This window comes from Melghirimyces thermohalophilus (assembly GCF_900102685.1).
In the GTDB taxonomy this organism is placed as follows: domain Bacteria; phylum Bacillota; class Bacilli; order Thermoactinomycetales; family DSM-45169; genus Melghirimyces; species Melghirimyces thermohalophilus.
Genome location: NZ_FMZA01000016.1, coordinates 24,872 through 41,692, shown reverse-complemented (window position 1 = coordinate 41,692; position 16,821 = coordinate 24,872). Strand labels below are relative to the sequence as shown.

Here is a 16,821-nt window from a genome sequence, read left to right as displayed (position 1 = left end):
TTCACAACAAAAAACACCCGTATGCTGTCGAAATTGAGATTCCCAGCAGTGGGTTTAGCATTCTAAAACGATACCACACCCCGGAAATTCTGTCAACGACTTTTATTCCTCAACTCGTAAACCGTGTAAAATCCAGTAGCCTTTCTTCTTTTGGGCGGTCTCCAGCCGTCGAAAGAGAGATTCCAACTCTTTCTTGGCTGAAGGGCCGCCTTGTTGTTTGCGAATAACCACCCACAACGCTCCACCCGGTTTCAGGTGATCACGGGCTTCCCGAAACAAACGGTAAACGATCTCCTTTCCCGCTCGAATGGGAGGATTGGTCAACACACAGTCAAAACGGCGTTCCTGAAGCTCCTGAAAGCCGTCGCTCTCCAGGACCTCCACCCGCTGGTCCACCCCGTTTTCCTTCGCATTTTGGCTCGCCAACTCCAACGCCCGTCGATTGGGATCGACCATGGTAACTCGACAACCAGGTGCTGCCTGAGCACAAGCGATCCCGACGGGGCCGTACCCGCAACCGAGATCCAGAATCGTTCCCTTTTCCGGGAGCTCCGCTGTCTCGATCAACAGCCGGGTCCCGAAATCGACACCTCGCTTGGAAAATACGCCGGCATCGGTTAAAAAGCGAAAGGTTTTCCCCTTCAACACCGATGTGACCACCTGTTTGTGGCTGGCTGCACCGGGATTTTTGGAATAGTAGTGGTCTATCATTCGCATCTCACCTCAAGAATGAAAAAACCTGCCGGCTGAAAGCCGGCAGGTCCGGCAGTCCGGCGAACCTTACTTCAGTTCCACCGAGGCACCGGCTTCTTCCAGTTTGGATTTGATCTCTTCGGCTTCCTCCTTGGAGGCACCTTCCTTCACCGGGCTCGGGGCGCCGTCCACCAAAGCTTTGGCTTCTTTCAGGCCCAGGCCGGTGATGCCGCGAACCGCTTTGATGACGTTGATCTTGGAGGAACCGGCATCGTTGAGGATGACGTCGAATTCGGTTTGTTCTTCGGCGGCGCCTCCTTCGTCTCCGGCTCCACCAGCGACGGCAACCGGGGCTGCGGCAGTAACGCCAAACTCCTCTTCGATCGCTTTGACCAGGTCGTTCAGTTCGAGCACGCTCATGCCTTTGATGGCTTCAATAATTTGCTCTTTACTCATGATACTACCTCCTGTGAGTTCATCTTTTCTTAAGCGGGAGCCCCTGCGGGGATTTCCCATTGTTTAAGCAGCGCGATTACGCCTCGGAGCCTTCGGCGGCTTCCCCTTCGCCATTCTGGTCGGCCACAGCCTGAACCGCCAGGGCAAAGTTGCGAAGCGGAGCCTGCAGAACGGACAGCAGCATGGAAACCATGCCTTCGTAGGACGGCAGCGTAGCCAGTTCCTTAATCTCATCGGCGCCGATCACTTTGCCTTCCAGGACACCGGCTTTAATCTCCAGATCTTTGTTCTCCTTGGCAAAGTTGTGCAGCACCTTGGCCGGCGCCACCAAGTCATCGTTGGAAAAGGCGACCGCTGTCGGACCCACCAGATGCTCATCCAGCTCGGTCAAATCCGTTTGTGCGGTGGCGCGGCGAATCATGGTGTTTTTCAACACTTCATACTGCACACCGGCTTCGCGGAGCTGTTTACGCAGTTCATTCATCTGGGCTACGTTAAGCCCCCGATAATCCGTCAAAACGGTCGTCTTGCTGTTTTGCAGTTTCTCGGCGATTTCCGCCACGACCTGTTTCTTCTTTTCAATAGTTGCGGACACGGAGACACCTCCTTGAGATCAGGATTCGAGCATAGAAAAAGCCTTCGTAGACAGACGAAGGCCGGGAACAGACTCCCCTTTCTCAGATGGGAGACGATCACTACCTCGGCAGGATTTTTAAGCGCGTGAAGCGCGCCCCGGCTGTCTACGGTATGCTCGATTTAGTTGTCACAGTTACTCGGATTCCCATCAGCGTCCGGCAACGACGGATGTGTTGATGGAAATCCCCGGTCCCATAGTGGAGGAGACCGTTGCGCTCTTTACATATTGGCCTTTGGCTGCGGCCGGTTTCGCCTTCATGATCGTATCGGCGAGCACCTGGTAGTTTTCCACCAGTTTCTCCGTATCAAAGGAGACTTTACCGATGGGGGCGTGAACGTTACCTGACCGGTCGGCACGGTATTCGATCTTACCCGCTTTTACTTCTTCCACAGCTTTGGCTACATCAAAGGTGACGGTTCCGGTTTTCGGGTTGGGCATCAGACCGCGGGGACCCAGGATCCGCCCCAGTTTACCGACCTGCCCCATCATGTCCGGGGTGGCGATGACCACGTCAAAGTCCAACCAACCTTGGTTCACTTGGTTGACAAGGTCTTCTTCACCGATGAAGTCGGCGCCAGCCTGTTCGGCCTCCTTAGCTTTTTCCCCTTTGGCAAAGACGAGAACCCGCTTCGTTTTACCCGTGCCGTGAGGCAGCACAACCGCTCCCCGCACTTGCTGATCGGCCCGTTTCGTGTCGATGCCGAGACGGAAAGCCGCTTCCACAGTCTCGTCAAATTTGGCCGGAGCCACCTCTTTCACCAACCGGAGCGCCTCTTCGATGCTATAGGTTTGTTCCCGGTCGATTTTAGACTGTGCATCCACATACTTCTTTCCATGTTTGGCCACGGTATTTCCTCCCTTCGTGGTAATAACGGATGATCCTCCCACTCGCACCGCAACCCGTGGCGGCTGTCGGTACGGCCGCTCGTCCTCAGTCTTCGATGTTGATCCCCATACTGCGGGCGGTGCCTTCCACCATGCGCATGGCGGATTCCACATCAGTGGCGTTCAAGTCGGGCATTTTCAGTTCCGCAATTTCGCGGATTTTGTCCCGCTTAACCGTGCCCACTTTGTTTTTATAGGGGTCTCCGGACGCCTTATCGATGCCAGCCTCTTTCTTCAAGAGGACAGCGGCCGGAGGAGTTTTCGTCACAAAAGTGAACGAGCGGTCTTCGTATACAGTGATTTCCACCGGAATGATCATACCCGCTTGGTCGGAAGTGCGGGCGTTAAATTCTTTACAGAATCCCATGATGTTCACACCGGCTTGCCCCAAGGCGGGACCAACCGGCGGTGCCGGGTTGGCTTTACCGGCAGGAATCTGCAGCTTGACGACTTTGGAGACTTTTTTGGCCACACCATCCAACTCCCTTCAAAAATGTGGTTCCCTCGGGTCAAACCCTCCCACGTTGAACAAACAACCATCGGGTGTCCTCCGGAATGTGGCACCGGTTCCGGATCGATCCACCCAAACACAATCACATTATCACAGCTTCTGCCAAAATGGAAGGGCAGGATGCCGGATCAAAGTTTTTCCACCTGGCTGAAGTCGAGTTCCACCGGGGTTTCCCGACCGAACATATTGACCAGTACCTTCAGCTTCTGGCGATGGAGATCCACTTCTTCGATGTTGCCGACAAAATCGGCAAAGGGACCCTCCTTCACCTTTACGCTCTCGGACACGGTAAAATCGACCTTTGGCCGGGCTTCTTCCATCCCCATCTGATCAAGGATGCTTTCCACCTCATCCGGCATAAGGGGGGTAGGTTTGGCACCGCCCCCGGGAGAGCCGACGAAACCCGTCACCCCGGGGGTGTTACGCACCACGTACCAAGAATCGTCGGTCATCACCATCTCGACCAGGACATACCCCGGGAAAACCTTACGCTGGACCGTTTTCCTCTTTCCGTCCTTGTGCTCGATCTCCTCTTCCGTCGGCACCAGAACCCGGAAAATCTTATCCTGCATGTCCATGGAGTGGACACGCTTTTCCAGATTGGTTTTCACCTTATTCTCGTAGCCCGAGTAGGTGTGGACCACGTACCAGTTCTTCTCCATGTGAAATCAGGGCGTTACGCCCTGTCCCCCCTTATGACAAATTTCCCTGTCCATTTTATGTGATCTGCTCGACCAGCTTAGCAATCCCCAAATCAATGACAGTAAAGAAGAGCGTCACTGCCGTGACGGTCACCAATACGACCAGGGTGTAGCTGAAAAGCTCCTGACGCGAGGGCCAACGAACCTTTTTCAGCTCCGCAACACCTGTTTTAATGAAGTTAGCGGTTCCGGTCACACTTTTCTTGATACCGGTCCAGAGTCGGCCGAAAAAACCCATGCGCGTCCCCCCCTGAGAACTCAATGTTACTTCGTTTCGCGGTGCAGGGTGTGCCCGTTACAACGGGGGCAGAATTTGCGGAACTCCATCCGGTCGGGATGATTCCGTTTATTTTTAGTGGACGAATAGTTGCGCTCTTTGCATTCTGTGCATTCCAGCGTCATCAGTACACGCACGCTCACCACCTCCTTGAATGCATCCACAATAATAACAGGCATCGTACAAATACCCAAACAACATTATCACAGGCGATGAATCATGTCAATGAATGACAGATGCCTAGTCCATTATAGACGCTGACAGCTTCCCTTTAAACCACCAAGAAATCTTTTTATCTTTTTCAGAAAAAGGGAAGGAATTTGTAAGATAGTGTCGAACTCACTTGGCGAGAGAAGAAAAAAACGGGGGAGCTCCCCCGGGTATTTCTGATCAAACCGCGTTCATACCACCTCATAACGAAACCTCACGAACTTCCAAATACCGTTCCAGTTTTCGCTTTACCCGTTGCAGGGCGTTATCGATCGATTTCACATGCCGGTTCAAGTCAACGGCAATCTCCTGATAGGAACGACCATCCAGATAGAGCATCAGCACTTTTCGCTCCAAATCGCTCAAAATTTGCGACATCTTATCTTCGATATAGTCAAATTCCTCCTGGTTGATGTAAAGCTCCTCCGGATTGGAAACCCTGCCACCCGTCAAGATATCCATCAGGGTCCGGTCGGAATCCTCATCATAGATGGGCTTGTCCAGGGAGACGTAGGAATTGAGAGGAATGTGCTTTTGGCGGGTCGCCGTCTTGATCGCGGTGATGATTTGACGTGTGATGCACAACTCGGCAAAGGCTTTGAACGAGGCAAGCTTGTCCCCTCGAAAGTCGCGGATCGCCTTGTACAGCCCGATCATTCCTTCCTGAACGATATCCTCGTGATCAGCTCCGATCAAGAAATAGGATCGCGCTTTGGATCGGACGAAATTCTTGTACTTGTTGATCAGAAGTTCCAAAGCTGCCCCGTCACCCGTGCGGACGTATTCCACCAGCTCTTCGTCGGTCACTGCTTCTTGTTCCACCGTCAAGCCTTGGAGATTGACGCTCACCTTCATCCCTCCGACCTGTTGGCTGGAAAACCGTGATATGTTCATTATAGCCGAGTTGCAACAAAATGGTCAAATTTTCACCTATTTTTTCCGCCTCCAAATTTCAAAGGTTTTGAGGACCTCCCCATCCAACCCGTGGCCCAGGGTGGGCTTGACACGGTACTCCTTGTCGATCCTGCGGGCCACTTCCCCTTTCATCCGCCTCAATTCCTCCAACAATTCTCGAGAGGAAATCCGGTAAGCCCCCAGGCCCAAAATCATTCGCTGTTCCAGATAGTCGGAGGTGGCCACGTAGATCCGTCGATGGGGATCTTTATTTTCCTTGACCAGGCGCTCCACCCGTTCGTCAGCCGTCTCATGTTCCTTGGTATAGATGACAGTGATCCGCTGTTCGGACAGACGGGCCCCAGCTCCCGGGACATGTTGGGCATCAAAGACCAGGGTCACCCGCCGACCGCTGAATGCCTGATATTCCGACAGCAGCTCCGTCAACCGATCGCGCGCTTCGGCTAAGCCCAGCGCCGACCACTCCTCGTGGGCGCCGATCACATTGTATCCGTCCACGATCAGCCACTCGTCCAGGGGTTTCATCCCTCATCGCCCCCGACTGCGGACGACTTCATACATCAACAAGGCCCCAGCCACCGAAGCGTTAAGAGAAGAAACCCGCCCCTTCATCGGGAGACGCACCAGAAAATCACACTTCTCCTTCAATAGACGGCTGATTCCCTTTCCTTCACTGCCAATCACCAGACCGACCGCACCGGAATAATCGACACGGTCATAGGGCTCAGGCGCATCGGCATCGCTGCCGAACAGCCAGACCCCTCGTTCCTTCAACTCCTCTGCTGTGCGGTTCAGATTGGTCACCCGGGCGACGGGAATATGTTCGATAGCTCCGGCGGAGGTTTTGGCCACGGTTTGGGTGAGCCCCGCCGCCCGTCGTTTGGGGATGATCACCCCATGAGCTCCCGCAGCGTCTGCCGTTCGCAGCATGGAGCCTAAGTTGTGAGGATCCTCAACCCCGTCCAAAAGCAGGAAAAAGGGGGATTCTCCCCGCTCTTCCGCCCGTCGGAACAGCTCGTCCACCCCCGCATAGCGATAGGCCTCCACCTGAGCGGCCACCCCCTGGTGGTTTCCGCCCCGGGCGATATCGTCCAGCTTTTTCCGGGGAACGAATTGGACGGTGATCCCCTTTTGCCTCGCTTCCTCCAACAGGGGACCCAAACCGCCTTTTCCCTTGCCGGCACCGTCAGCAACCAAAAGCTTCGCCACTTGCCGTCCGGCACCCAGGGCTTCCCGAACCCCCTGCCGGCCGATCACCCATTCATTTTCCATCATCCATTTCTCCTTCCAATGTTTCGATGACCCGCTCCATCGCTTCCTGCAGTCGCTCCGTCTCCCCCTTCAAATACCAATGGCCGATCAAGGCTTCAAAGCCGGTGCTGTACCGGTAATCCGCCGGCTTGGCATTTTTGGGCATGCTCTTGGATTTGGCGTTCCGCCCCCGACGGACGACCTCTTTTTCTTCTTCGGTCAGCCAATCTTCGGCTCGGTGCACCGCTTCCGCCTGGGCACGGGCGGAGACGAATCGGATCGCCTCCCCGTGAATCTCGTTGGGACGGGTATCGTCTCTCGCCAACAGGTGATAGCGAATGTAGAGTTCATACACCGCATCACCCAGATAGGCAAGGAGGAGCGGGTTGAACTCCTGCGGTTGTTTCTTCATCGGCTCTCCAGTCTGTCCGAGTATCCCATCCATTTTATTTCCTCCGCCAGCGAACGCCCTGAGGGGTATCCTCCAGGATGATTCCCTGAGCGGCCAGTTGATCCCGGATCGCATCTGCCCGCTGGAAATCCCGGACAGCCCGAGCTTGTTGCCGCTCTTCAATCAACGCTTCAATCTCTTGATCCAGTCCTTCTTCCTCACCCATATCGATCAGGCCCAGGATCTCCGATCCGAAACGGCGCAGCCAATCGAGGTAGGCAGTAAGCGATCCTTTGGAAAGGACCGGGCGAGAGAGCATGCTTTGCGCAGACTTGACCGCTTCAAACAAGACACTGATCGCGTTGGCGGTATTTAAATCATCATCCATAGCGGCTTCAAATTCCCCAGTAAGCCGATCCAGCTCTTCGCGAACCTCCTGATCCGCATCCCCTTCGTTTGCTGTCTGCATCCGGTGCCGAAGGTTGGCTACAGCTGTATCAAAACGCTCCAGCCCGTTTTCAATCTGGCGGATCGCTTCGTGGCTAAAAGAGACAGGATTGCGGTAATGGGCGGATAACAGGAAATAACGAAGAGCCCGGGGGGCGTATTCCTGACGTAACTCCACCACCCGTACAATGTTGCCCAGGGATTTGGACATTTTTTCGCTGCCCATATTAATATACCCATTATGCAGCCAGTAGCGAGCGAAGGGCTTTCCCGTCCACGCTTCACTTTGGGCCATCTCGTTCTCATGGTGAGGAAAGCACAGGTCCATCCCGCCGGCATGGATGTCCAATGTATCCCCAAGGTATTTCCGGGACATGGCTGAACATTCGATATGCCAACCGGGCCGCCCATTGCCCCAGGGACTCTCCCAGCTGATTTCACCGGGTTTCGCCTTTTTCCACAGAGCGAAATCCAATGGGTTCTCCTTCTGTTCGTTCACATCTATCCGGGCTCCCGCTTTCAACTCATCCATCGATTGGTGGGAGAGTTTGCCGTAATCATCTTTTCGAAGGGCGCGGTAATAGACGTCGCCGTTCCGTTCATAAGCGTAACCCTTGTCGATCAGGGTCTGAATCCCAGACTGCATTTCGTCGATATGTTCCGTCGCTTTGGGATGGATATCCGCCCGCCGCACTCCGAGGGCGTCCATATCCTCAAAATAGGCTTCAATGTAACGCTCCGCCAACTCTTTCACCGATGTGCCTTCCTGTTGGGCCGTCTCGATCAGACGATCATCCACATCGGTGAAATTTTGTACATAGGTGACCTCATAACCTTTATATTCCAAGTAGCGGCGCACCACGTCGAAAAAGACAAACACCCGGGCATTCCCGATGTGAATATAGTTATAAACCGTCGGCCCGCACACATACATCTGCACCTTATGATCCTGCTGGGGCTGAAACAATTCAAGCTTCCGTGTTTGAGTGTTGTATACGCGCAAGGTCATCCTTGTTCTTCTCCTCTCGAATAGTTTCCATCTCCTGTGTCAAATCGTGGAGACGAGCCTGCAACCGTTCAATTTCAGCTTCCAACCGGCTGCAGGTTTCCGCCACTGGATCAGGCAGGTTGACTTGATCCAGATCTTGTGCCCCGGCGCTTCGGATGCGCACGCCGTCCTGCACCACGACCCGTCCCGGGACACCGACCACAGTGGAGTTGGGAGGCACTTCCCGCAGCACGACGGAGCCGGCACCGATTTTGGAGTAGCGCCCAATTCGCATCGACCCCAGCACCTTCGCTCCGCTGGCAATCAGCACCCCATCCTCCACCGTGGGGTGACGTTTCCCTTTCTCCTTTCCGGTACCGCCCAGGGTGACCCCTTGATAGATGGTTACGTGATCCCCAATCTCACACGTCTCCCCGATCACCACCCCCATGCCGTGGTCGATAAAAAATCCACGGCCGATCTTGGCACCGGGGTGGATTTCGATTCCGGTCAGGAAACGAGCTATCTGGGAAATGATTCGCGCTACCAAAAACCATTTCCGATTATAAAACCAATGTGCGATTCGATACATCCAAATGGCATGCAAACCCGAGTAAGTCAATACCACCTCAAAGGTGCTTCGGGCGGCAGGATCCCGGTCAAATACAGCCTGAATGTCGGATCGAATGATGGCACGCACTTCTTTCAGGTGTTGTGTGATGCTCACAGGTCTCCCTCCTTCGTCTGGAATCAAAAAATCTCTGCAGCCTTTGGCTGCAGAGACGGTTGTTTTCCGCGGTTCCACTCTGCTTGCCGGAACATATCCGGCCCGCTCATCCCCGTTAACGGCGGGAGGCCGGCCCTTCCCTACACGAAAGCGCATCGGGAGGGCATGCTCGCGGGTGCACTTCCGACGACGTGGAAACAGGATCCTTGCAGCCATAAGACCCCTCTCTGCAGATTCCGTCGCCGCCGTACTCTCCCGGTCATAGCAGTTCTAGTTTCCTAAAAAAGCGTCTTCTTTAAACCATATTATATGATCGGTTCCCTCGATCAGCAACCGACCGTTTATCCCAAAATCCGGTCCCGCTGCTCCAAAAACCCGCGCAACCGGCCCAATACCTTCTCTTTTCCGAGCAGGGAGATCGTCTCCCGAAGATCCGGCCCGTGTGTCTCTCCAGTGACGGCGCAGCGAACCGGCATAAAGAGCTTCTTGCCCTTGTGACCCGTCTCCTTCTGTACCGATTTGAGGAGAGCTTTCACTTCGTCAGGAGTAAGTTCTCCCGTAAAGGCCTCCAACTGTTGGATCAAAGAAGCTATCACTTCCGGCACTTGTTCGGCGGAGAGCACTTCCTTGGCTTCATCGGAGTACACCGGCTCTTCCCGGAAAAACACCTCCGTCAGATCGACGATTTGGGCCACCCAATCCAACTGTTCCTGGTACAGACCGACCAATCGGGTCACCCATTGCCGTTCGTCACCTGTAGGATTCTCCGAAATCCGGCCGGCTTTCGCCAGATGGGGAATGGCCAACTCGGTGATCCGTTCGGTGGACGACTTTTTGATGTAATGGTTGTTCAGCCAATTTAACTTGCCGGTATCAAACACGGCCGGAGCTTTGGAGACCCGTTTCAAGGAAAAGAGGTTGATCAGCTCCTCCTTGGAAAAGATCTCTTCCTCCGCTTTGTCTCCCTCCGGAGCCCAGCCCAAGAGCACCAAAAAGTTGAGGATGGACTCAGGGAGGTAACCCCGCTCCCGGTATTGGTCGATAAACTGGATCACCGATTCATCCCGCTTGCTCATTTTCTTGCCGTCAGGATTGAGAATCAGGGAAGCGTGGGCGAATGTGGGAACATCAAAACCGAGGGCTTCATACAGCAAAACCTGCCGCGGCGTGTTGGACAGATGCTCCTCCGCCCGAACCACATGGGTAATTTCCATCAATGCATCATCCACCACAACGGCGAAGTTATATGTGGGTCGGCCGTCTGGCCGTTGAATGATAAAGTCTCCGATTCCGTCGGACTCAAACCGGACTTCTCCCCGCACTTCATCATGAATCGTGAGAATGCGCCCTTCCGGCACTCGAAAACGAATGGATGGTGTCCGTCCTTCCCGTCGGAAAGCCTCCCGCTCCGCTTCCGTCAGATGGCGGCACCGTCCGCTGTACTTCGGGGCTACTCCTTCAGCCAACTGCTTTTGCCGTTCTTCATCCAACTCTTCCGCCGTGCAATAACAGGGGTATGCGTGTCCCGCGTCAATCAATTTTTGCAAATGTTGCTGGTAAAGGTCCACCCGCTCCATGGAACGGTAAGGTGCATGGGGACCTCCCACATCCACGCTTTCATCCCAGTCGATGCCCAGCCATTTCAGCCCGTCAAGCTGTTTTTGTTCCGCATCAGCCACGTTGCGCTCCACGTCTGTATCTTCGATGCGGACCACGAAGGATCCGTTATTTCTGCGAGCCCATAGATAGCTGAACAGAGCGGTCCGCGCCCCTCCGATATGGAGATGACCGGTTGGACTCGGCGCATAACGTGTACGAACTTCCGCCATCTTTCTATTCACCTCTTGATCGATGTCCTTGACTTATAACGATGATGCCAAGGAGCAGCGTGGTATAGAAAGCGAGTGGAAGCATTTACCCGAAGCGCTCCCATCAACCTGCCGCGAGCAGGACAGAACCCGTTCCCTTCGTATCCTCAATACCTCGTCAGCTAATCCGACGTCCGCTTCGATTCTGCCCTGCCCACAGGAGGCCAAGTCGTTCTTTCGGGTAAACGCTTCCTCTCCGACTATGGATCGCGCTCCCCTTTCTCACTTTCCGGGTGAAACCAGACAAACCACCGCCATAGCGGCAATCCCTTCTTCCCTGCCGGCAAAACCCAGATGTTCGGTGGTCGTGGCCTTGATATTGATATTGGATAATTCCCCATGGAGCAGGCCAGCGACCCGTTCCCGGATCTGTTGAATGTACGGGACCATCTTGGGTTTCTGCGCAATCACCGTGGCATCCAGGTTACCGAGGGAGAAGCCCTCTCGTTCGGCCATCAACCACACTTCACGCAACAGTTTCGCACTATCCGCTCCCTCGTATTCAGGATCGGTATCGGGGAAATGGGTACCGATATCCCCTTTCCCCAGCGCACCCAGCACGGCATCGGTGATGGCGTGCAGGAGGACATCCGCATCAGAATGCCCGCTTAACCCCCGGGAGTGCGGAATTTCGATCCCACCCAGAATCAGCGGTCGGTCATCTGCAAACTGATGTACGTCAAACCCCTGTCCCACTCGGATCATATCATTGACTCCTCATCTTCCAAATTGCTTCAGCCAACGCCATATCCTCCGGCGTCGTCAGCTTCAGATTGCTGTAGTCTCCTTCTACCACCCGCACCTTAGCGCCCAAGGCTTCCACCAACATGGCGTCATCCGTGGCAGCCAAGCCGGTACGCTCCCCCTCTTCATGGGCTTGTACCAGCAGGGAACGGCGAAAAGCCTGGGGAGTTTGCACAGCCCACAAGCGACTTCGGTCGGGTGTGCCATCCACCAGCCCATCGGAGTTGACTTCCTTGATGGTATCCTTGACAGGAACCGCCAGTACAGCGGCTCCACCAGCCTCCGCCTGTTGCAAGAGAGTGGTAATCTGCTCCCGGGTGATAAAGGGTCGGACCGCATCGTGGACCAACACCCATTCCCGGTCCAGGACTTTCAGTCCTTCGCGAACACTGTCCTGTCTCTCGCGGCCACCGGGGGTGACCAAAACCTTCCCCGCCGGCACACGAAAACGATTCAGCAGATCACGGACATAGTCCACCTCCTGGGGACTGACGGCCAACACCGTCTGGCTGACCGCCGGGTGGTCAAGGAACACCTGAAGGGTACGGATCAGGACGGGCACCCCGCACAGGTCGAGAAACTGTTTGGAAACAGGCCCTCCCATCCGCCGCCCCTTGCCGGCCGCCGGTATTACCACACCTGCATCCACTGCGTAATCTCCTTTCAAACACAAGAGAGCCCGGCGGCGAGATCCCACCCGGCGCCGGGCATCAGGCTTCCAGGCTCTGTGCGTTCAGAGTGCCTTTTCCAGCAGCTTCGGTTTGGCAAAAATCATTCTCCCTGCAGATGTTTGTAACACACTGGTAACCAGCACGTCAATCCGCTCACCGATATAATCGCGGCCGCCTTCGATGACGATCATCGTCCCGTCGTCCAAATAGGCGACCCCCTGTCCGTGCTCTTTCCCGTCTTTAATCACTTGAACATTGATCTCTTCACCGGGAAGGACCACCGGTTTGACCGCATTAGCCAAATCATTGATATTGAGAACCTTTACCCCTTGGAGTTCACAAACCTTGTTCAGGTTGAAGTCGTTGGTGACGACCTTCCCCGACAACACCTTGGCCAGTTTCACCAGTTTACTATCCACTTCGGAAACTTCCTCAAAGTCTCCCTCATAGATGAGAACGCGCATATTGAGCTCTTTTTGAATTTTGTTCAAGATATCCAACCCACGACGACCGCGGTTCCGCTTCAGAACATCGGAGGAATCAGCGATATGTTGCAATTCTTCCAAGACAAAACTGGGAATCACCAGCGTTCCTTCCAGAAAACCAGTGCGGCAGATATCAGCGATGCGGCCGTCGATGATGACGCTGGTATCGAGAATTTTATGCTCAACGTTGTCCTGTGGCTCTTTCTCTTTTTTGCTGCGATCCTTGGCCTGTCGCCCCATGGTGAAAACAGCGATCAGTTCATCGCGTTTTTTATATCCGATCCGAAATCCCAGATATCCCAAGAGAGCGGATACCAACAGGGGGAGTACTGAAGAAACCCCTGGCAACGGCAGTTTGGACAGGGGAGGTTCGATCAGAAATGCTACGATAAGACCGAAGATCAAACCTAGAGCGCCAAACAATGTATCCGCAGCTGGGATTTTCATCAGACGTTCTTCACTCCACTGAATCCACCGGACCACATTGCCCGTAAACCAAAAGGTGATCAGATACAGGACGAGCGCTCCCAACACGGCGCCGATATATGGTTGAGCTGGCATACCCTCCAGATTGAACATCTGAAACAGCGCCGGCCCTATATAAAATCCGAGTGTCGCTCCGATAAGTGCGAAGGCCAATTGGACAGACCTTTTCAACACGGGGCTTCACCTCCTCATTAGCATTATAGACAAACTGGAGAGTTCAAAACCTGCTATTTTGCACATCTTTGAGGAAATATCCCCGTTCCTTGAGTTTTACCCTTTTTAACCTGATGCTTTGCTCTCGGAAAAAATAATTTCGTCTAGCAATCCGAAGGCCTTGGATTCCTCCATCTCCTTCGCCAGGACGAGCTCGCTGATCAGGATTTGGCGGGCATTGTCCAACATCTTGCGTTCCCCTGTGGAGAGTCCCTTTTCCTTATCCCGCAACATCAAACACCGTACCACGTCGGCGATATCACGAATGTCCCCGCTTTTCATCTTATCGAGATTGGCCCGGTAACGGCGATTCCAATTATTGGACGCATCGGCGGTCCCATTGGACAAACGTTGGATCACTTCTGAGATGGTCTGTTGATCTACCACTTCTCTAAGACCGATGCTGTCCACTTTGGACATCGGGATCATCACTTTCATATCGCCGACCGGAATCCGCATCACGTAATATTTTTGGGATTCACCAAGGATCTCCTTTTCCTCTATCGCCTCGATGATGCCTGCACCGTGCATGGGGTAAACCACTTTGTCGCCGATATTGAACAAAAAACCCACCTCCAAGGGCAATATCCAGTTTCCAAGATATCACAACCCCGGAGGAAAGTCAATAAATTAAAACTAATATACTAGCACACTTGCAGCGAAAGCGTCAATATCTTTTTATCAAAAAGCACCTCCTCCTTTCCACCGGGATGCCCAGCAAATTGACACTTTCTTCAAAAACCCGTTATAATAATTTACAAAGAATCTTCAGTCCCTTCGGACATTTCGCCTAAACCCTCGGTGCAGATGTTCGGAATGGAAGAGGTGATGATAGATGGAGAACAACTCCCTCGAGAACTTTCAGCAACAAGTGTCCGAGTTGCTTCTGCGACACAGGAGTATACTGGACATCTCCTCCAAATTCCAGGAATCCAACAGCCGGGTGAATCGAGCCCTGATGAAAGGAGTCACCGAGTGCGGCTGCATGGAAATCCAAGCCTCCCGCCAACCCTTCGCAGATGAAGCACCCCTGGATGAGATGAAGCAGTCAGTCAAAAATCATGTGCAAGGCCGGCTTTGCAGTCACTGCCAGGAGGTGGTTCAGTCGGAGATGGGCAAGAACCTGTTTTACCTGACGGCGATGTGTAACCTGCTCGACATCAAGCTGGAGGATGTGGTAAAACAGGAATCCAAACATCTTTCCACCTTAGGCGTCTTTCATCTAAGGTAGGCTTTTCGTCGTATCGATGGGTATATAAAGGTGTACCCGGGGTACCGCTTCAGTCCTTCTGCACCTCCTTTTTCCGGAGTGAAAATTCGTCATCTATCTTTAAGAACGTTAAAAAAACACCCCTGGGTTTCAGGGGTGTTTCCATTTTACGGGTTTAACTCTTCCACCGATTCTTCACTGTTTTGCCTTCTTCGGCGAGCGACAGAGCGCTTCACCCCATAGAAAGCATAAAAGACCAAGGGAATAAACAGAATTTTGGGGAATTCCTCCGGAAAGCGGACAGCGAGCCAGCCCATCAGAATGATCAACAGCGGAGCGATCCAGTAGGCACTGCGGGGAATCCCCAATTTTTTAAAGTTGGGATACTTGATCCGGCTGACCATCAGATAGGAGAGGAGCAGCATCCCCGTCACCATAAAGCCGGGACCAGCTACCATTTCACTGTACAGGGCCATGGTGGCCAACACCCCGCCGGCCGCCGTGATCGGCAGGCCGATAAAATATCCGGGAATTCCCGGTTTGACGTTGAAGCGCGCCAGACGAATAGCTCCGCAGATGGGAAAGACGGCAGTAATGATCCATCCGGTGATGCTGAGTTGATGAAGGATAGAAGTATACATAATCAGTGCAGGTGCTACACCGAAAGAGACGATATCGGAGAGGGAATCCAGTTCTTTCCCAAATTCGCTTTGGGTGTTGAGCATACGGGCGACCCGGCCATCCAAGCCGTCTAACAACATCCCGATAATCACCATGATCGCTCCGTATTTCCACTCTCCCTGCAAGGCAAGGAGCATGGCCATGATCCCCAAAAACAAGTTCCCGACGGTGAAAATATTCGGCAACGCTCTGGCTAACATGCAGGGAACCTCCTAAATTGGTAAAATACAGCCTGTTGGCGGTCTGGCACCTCCTCTACAACCTACGGGTCCATAATGCATTAATTCTATGGAATTTAAATATGTCTGTCAATGAAAACCTGCTCCTGAATCCGTTTGAGCCCTTCCTTAATCGCACGTGCTCGCACTTCTCCAATCCCCTCCACTTCATCCAGCTCCTCAATGGTAGCCATCATCACGCGGGGGAGGGACTCAAACCGGTCCACGAGCTTTTGGATGATGGGCGCCGGCAAGCGGGGAATCTTGCTCAGGATGCGGAAGCCCCTGGGAGCCACCGCCTCTTCGTGGAGATTATTACCGGATACATACCCGAGAATGCGAACAATATTGGCATGCTCCAACAATTCATCGGCGGAAAACTTGTTCAACCGCTGCAAGACTTCCGATGGCGGCTGACAATCGGGATCGGAACAGTAATCGCGGATCACCAAGTGGGCTTCTTTCTCTACATTGACCACCAGTTCTTCCAGCTGCATGCTGATCAACCGGCCTTCGGTCCCTAATTCATTGATATATCGCTCGATCTCGCTTTTGATCCGAAGCACCATCTCAATCCGCTGGATCACCATCGCCACTTCGTTTAAGGTGACCAATTCCTCAAACTCCAGCGCACTGAGATTGGTCATCGATTGATCCAGCACCGATTTATATTTCTCCAGCGTTTGGATCGCCTGGTTCGCTTTGGTCAGGATCACTCCGATATCTTTCAGAGAATAACGGTTTTGGCCCTGGTACAACGTGATCACGTTGCGGCGCTGGGAGATGGAGATCACCAGTTTTTCCGTCTGGCGAGCGGTACGCTGGGCCGTGCGGTGGCGAATCCCTGTCTCCGTCGACGGAATGGAGGAATTGGGCACCAGTTGGGCGTTGGCGTACAAGATCCGTCTCCCGTCGTTGGAAAGGATGATCGCCCCGTCCATCTTGGCCAGCTCATAGAGGTAGGCGGGAGCAAAAGGACAATCGATAAAAAACCCCCCATCTACGATCTCCCGGACGGAATCATCATAGCCGACGACGATGAGGGCCCCTGTCTTGGCTCCCAGCACATTATCCAGGCCTTCCCGAAACAGGGTGCCTGGTGCAACGAGACGGAGTGTTCGGCTGTCGATATCATTCTTTCTCTCTTCTTTCACGC

22 protein-coding genes and 2 other annotated features are annotated in these 16,821 nt (G+C 53.6%); of the genes, 1 reads left to right on the top strand and 21 read right to left on the bottom strand.

Annotation, left to right across the window (positions count from 1 at the left end; all coding sequences use genetic code 11):
• Positions 1-102: 102 nt before the first annotated feature.
• The 19 genes from BLP91_RS12110 to BLP91_RS12020 all read right to left on the bottom strand — a co-directional run bounded on the left by BLP91_RS12110 (position 103) and on the right by BLP91_RS12020 (position 14,120).
• Entirely contained in the window at positions 103-711 is a 609-nt protein-coding gene (locus BLP91_RS12110; RefSeq protein WP_091571434.1) for a class I SAM-dependent methyltransferase, read from the bottom strand.
• A gap of 69 nt (positions 712-780) precedes the next feature.
• Entirely contained in the window at positions 781-1,149 is a 369-nt protein-coding gene (gene rplL, locus BLP91_RS12105; protein ID WP_091571431.1) for a 50S ribosomal protein L7/L12, read from the bottom strand.
• Positions 1,150-1,225: 76 nt separating this feature from the next.
• Positions 1,226-1,744 (bottom strand): 50S ribosomal protein L10, encoded by a 519-nt coding sequence (rplJ, locus tag BLP91_RS12100; protein ID WP_091571430.1) that lies wholly within the window; start codon positions 1,742-1,744, stop codon positions 1,226-1,228.
• A 25-nt stretch (positions 1,745-1,769) separates the two neighbouring features.
• Positions 1,770-1,913, bottom strand: a sequence feature (ribosomal protein L10 leader region).
• A 20-nt stretch (positions 1,914-1,933) separates the two neighbouring features.
• Positions 1,934-2,632 (bottom strand): 50S ribosomal protein L1, encoded by a 699-nt coding sequence (gene rplA, locus BLP91_RS12095; RefSeq protein ID WP_143003546.1) that lies wholly within the window; start codon positions 2,630-2,632, stop codon positions 1,934-1,936.
• Positions 2,633-2,717: 85 nt separating this feature from the next.
• The gene (gene rplK / locus BLP91_RS12090) at positions 2,718-3,143 is read right to left on the bottom strand and encodes a 50S ribosomal protein L11 (protein ID WP_091571569.1); all 426 of its coding nucleotides are present in this window, start codon (positions 3,141-3,143) and stop codon (positions 2,718-2,720) included.
• A gap of 167 nt (positions 3,144-3,310) precedes the next feature.
• Positions 3,311-3,844 carry a transcription termination/antitermination protein NusG gene (gene nusG / locus BLP91_RS12085; RefSeq protein ID WP_091571425.1) on the bottom strand — a complete coding sequence of 178 codons (534 nt, stop codon included), beginning with the start codon at positions 3,842-3,844 and terminating at the stop codon, positions 3,311-3,313.
• 55 nt (positions 3,845-3,899) lie between these two features.
• Entirely contained in the window at positions 3,900-4,121 is a 222-nt protein-coding gene (gene secE / locus BLP91_RS12080) for a preprotein translocase subunit SecE (RefSeq protein WP_091571422.1), read from the bottom strand.
• Positions 4,122-4,147: 26 nt separating this feature from the next.
• Entirely contained in the window at positions 4,148-4,297 is a 150-nt protein-coding gene (gene rpmG / locus BLP91_RS12075) for a 50S ribosomal protein L33 (protein ID WP_091571420.1), read from the bottom strand.
• 274 nt (positions 4,298-4,571) lie between these two features.
• Complete coding sequence (gene sigH / locus BLP91_RS12070) at positions 4,572-5,225, bottom strand: RNA polymerase sporulation sigma factor SigH (protein WP_425412220.1); 654 nt, start codon at positions 5,223-5,225, stop codon at positions 4,572-4,574.
• A 75-nt stretch (positions 5,226-5,300) separates the two neighbouring features.
• Positions 5,301-5,810, bottom strand: a complete 510-nt coding sequence (locus tag BLP91_RS12065) for an NYN domain-containing protein (RefSeq protein ID WP_091571417.1) — start codon at positions 5,808-5,810, stop codon at positions 5,301-5,303.
• Positions 5,811-5,813: 3 nt separating this feature from the next.
• Positions 5,814-6,557, bottom strand: coding sequence for a 23S rRNA (guanosine(2251)-2'-O)-methyltransferase RlmB (gene rlmB / locus BLP91_RS12060; RefSeq protein ID WP_425412219.1), 744 nt, complete (start codon positions 6,555-6,557; stop codon positions 5,814-5,816).
• The gene (locus BLP91_RS12055; protein ID WP_091571411.1) at positions 6,547-6,981 is read right to left on the bottom strand and encodes a Mini-ribonuclease 3; all 435 of its coding nucleotides are present in this window, start codon (positions 6,979-6,981) and stop codon (positions 6,547-6,549) included. Before BLP91_RS12055 ends, rlmB begins: the two co-directional genes overlap by 11 nt.
• 1 nt (position 6,982) lies before the next feature.
• Positions 6,983-8,383: a cysteine--tRNA ligase gene (cysS, locus tag BLP91_RS12050; RefSeq protein ID WP_091571409.1), complete on the bottom strand. Its 1,401-nt coding sequence runs from the start codon at positions 8,381-8,383 to the stop codon at positions 6,983-6,985.
• On the bottom strand, positions 8,343-9,089 hold the full coding sequence (gene cysE / locus BLP91_RS12045) for a serine O-acetyltransferase (protein ID WP_281220592.1): 747 nt from the start codon (positions 9,087-9,089) through the stop codon (positions 8,343-8,345). The genes cysS and cysE overlap by 41 nt, the downstream gene beginning before the upstream one ends.
• Positions 9,090-9,137: 48 nt before the next feature.
• Positions 9,138-9,361: a binding site (T-box leader), on the bottom strand.
• Positions 9,362-9,430: 69 nt separating this feature from the next.
• Entirely contained in the window at positions 9,431-10,918 is a 1,488-nt protein-coding gene (gene gltX / locus BLP91_RS12040; protein WP_091571406.1) for a glutamate--tRNA ligase, read from the bottom strand.
• Between the two features lie 261 nt (positions 10,919-11,179).
• A complete protein-coding gene (gene ispF, locus BLP91_RS12035; RefSeq protein ID WP_091571404.1) occupies positions 11,180-11,662 on the bottom strand; it encodes a 2-C-methyl-D-erythritol 2,4-cyclodiphosphate synthase in 483 nt (160 codons plus the stop codon).
• A gap of 1 nt (position 11,663) precedes the next feature.
• Positions 11,664-12,350, bottom strand: coding sequence for a 2-C-methyl-D-erythritol 4-phosphate cytidylyltransferase (gene ispD, locus BLP91_RS12030; protein ID WP_091571401.1), 687 nt, complete (start codon positions 12,348-12,350; stop codon positions 11,664-11,666).
• An 84-nt stretch (positions 12,351-12,434) separates the two neighbouring features.
• Positions 12,435-13,517: a PIN/TRAM domain-containing protein gene (locus BLP91_RS12025; RefSeq protein ID WP_091571398.1), complete on the bottom strand. Its 1,083-nt coding sequence runs from the start codon at positions 13,515-13,517 to the stop codon at positions 12,435-12,437.
• A 105-nt stretch (positions 13,518-13,622) separates the two neighbouring features.
• Entirely contained in the window at positions 13,623-14,120 is a 498-nt protein-coding gene (locus BLP91_RS12020; protein WP_091571395.1) for a CarD family transcriptional regulator, read from the bottom strand.
• Between the two features lie 271 nt (positions 14,121-14,391).
• Here BLP91_RS12020 and BLP91_RS12015 point away from each other — a divergent pair, with 271 nt between their 5' ends.
• The gene (locus BLP91_RS12015) at positions 14,392-14,787 is read left to right on the top strand and encodes a nucleoside triphosphate pyrophosphohydrolase family protein (RefSeq protein WP_091571393.1); all 396 of its coding nucleotides are present in this window, start codon (positions 14,392-14,394) and stop codon (positions 14,785-14,787) included.
• Positions 14,788-14,933: 146 nt separating this feature from the next.
• On the opposite strand, the gene pssA is transcribed toward BLP91_RS12015, so the two are convergent.
• Entirely contained in the window at positions 14,934-15,647 is a 714-nt protein-coding gene (gene pssA / locus BLP91_RS12010) for a CDP-diacylglycerol--serine O-phosphatidyltransferase (RefSeq protein ID WP_091571391.1), read from the bottom strand.
• A 95-nt stretch (positions 15,648-15,742) separates the two neighbouring features.
• On the bottom strand, positions 15,743-16,819 hold the full coding sequence (gene disA / locus BLP91_RS12005; protein ID WP_091571388.1) for a DNA integrity scanning diadenylate cyclase DisA: 1,077 nt from the start codon (positions 16,817-16,819) through the stop codon (positions 15,743-15,745).
• Between the last annotated feature and the right edge of the window lie 2 nt (positions 16,820-16,821).

Coding starts and splice junctions, on each gene's coding strand:
- rlmB (WP_425412219.1), bottom strand. CDS start 6,557: ATGGAAAATGAATGGGTGATCGGCCGGCAGGGGGTTCGGGAAGCCCTG.
- rplL (WP_091571431.1), bottom strand. CDS start 1,149: ATGAGTAAAGAGCAAATTATTGAAGCCATCAAAGGCATGAGCGTGCTC.
- BLP91_RS12110 (WP_091571434.1), bottom strand. CDS start 711: ATGATAGACCACTACTATTCCAAAAATCCCGGTGCAGCCAGCCACAAA.
- nusG (WP_091571425.1), bottom strand. CDS start 3,844: ATGGAGAAGAACTGGTACGTGGTCCACACCTACTCGGGCTACGAGAAT.
- secE (WP_091571422.1), bottom strand. CDS start 4,121: ATGGGTTTTTTCGGCCGACTCTGGACCGGTATCAAGAAAAGTGTGACC.
- sigH (WP_425412220.1), bottom strand. CDS start 5,225: ATGAAGGTGAGCGTCAATCTCCAAGGCTTGACGGTGGAACAAGAAGCA.
- cysS (WP_091571409.1), bottom strand. CDS start 8,383: ATGACCTTGCGCGTATACAACACTCAAACACGGAAGCTTGAATTGTTT.
- BLP91_RS12055 (WP_091571411.1), bottom strand. CDS start 6,981: ATGGATGGGATACTCGGACAGACTGGAGAGCCGATGAAGAAACAACCG.
- BLP91_RS12015 (WP_091571393.1), top strand. CDS start 14,392: ATGGAGAACAACTCCCTCGAGAACTTTCAGCAACAAGTGTCCGAGTTG.
- BLP91_RS12065 (WP_091571417.1), bottom strand. CDS start 5,810: ATGAAACCCCTGGACGAGTGGCTGATCGTGGACGGATACAATGTGATC.
- ispF (WP_091571404.1), bottom strand. CDS start 11,662: ATGATCCGAGTGGGACAGGGGTTTGACGTACATCAGTTTGCAGATGAC.
- gltX (WP_091571406.1), bottom strand. CDS start 10,918: ATGGCGGAAGTTCGTACACGTTATGCGCCGAGTCCAACCGGTCATCTC.
- pssA (WP_091571391.1), bottom strand. CDS start 15,647: ATGTTAGCCAGAGCGTTGCCGAATATTTTCACCGTCGGGAACTTGTTT.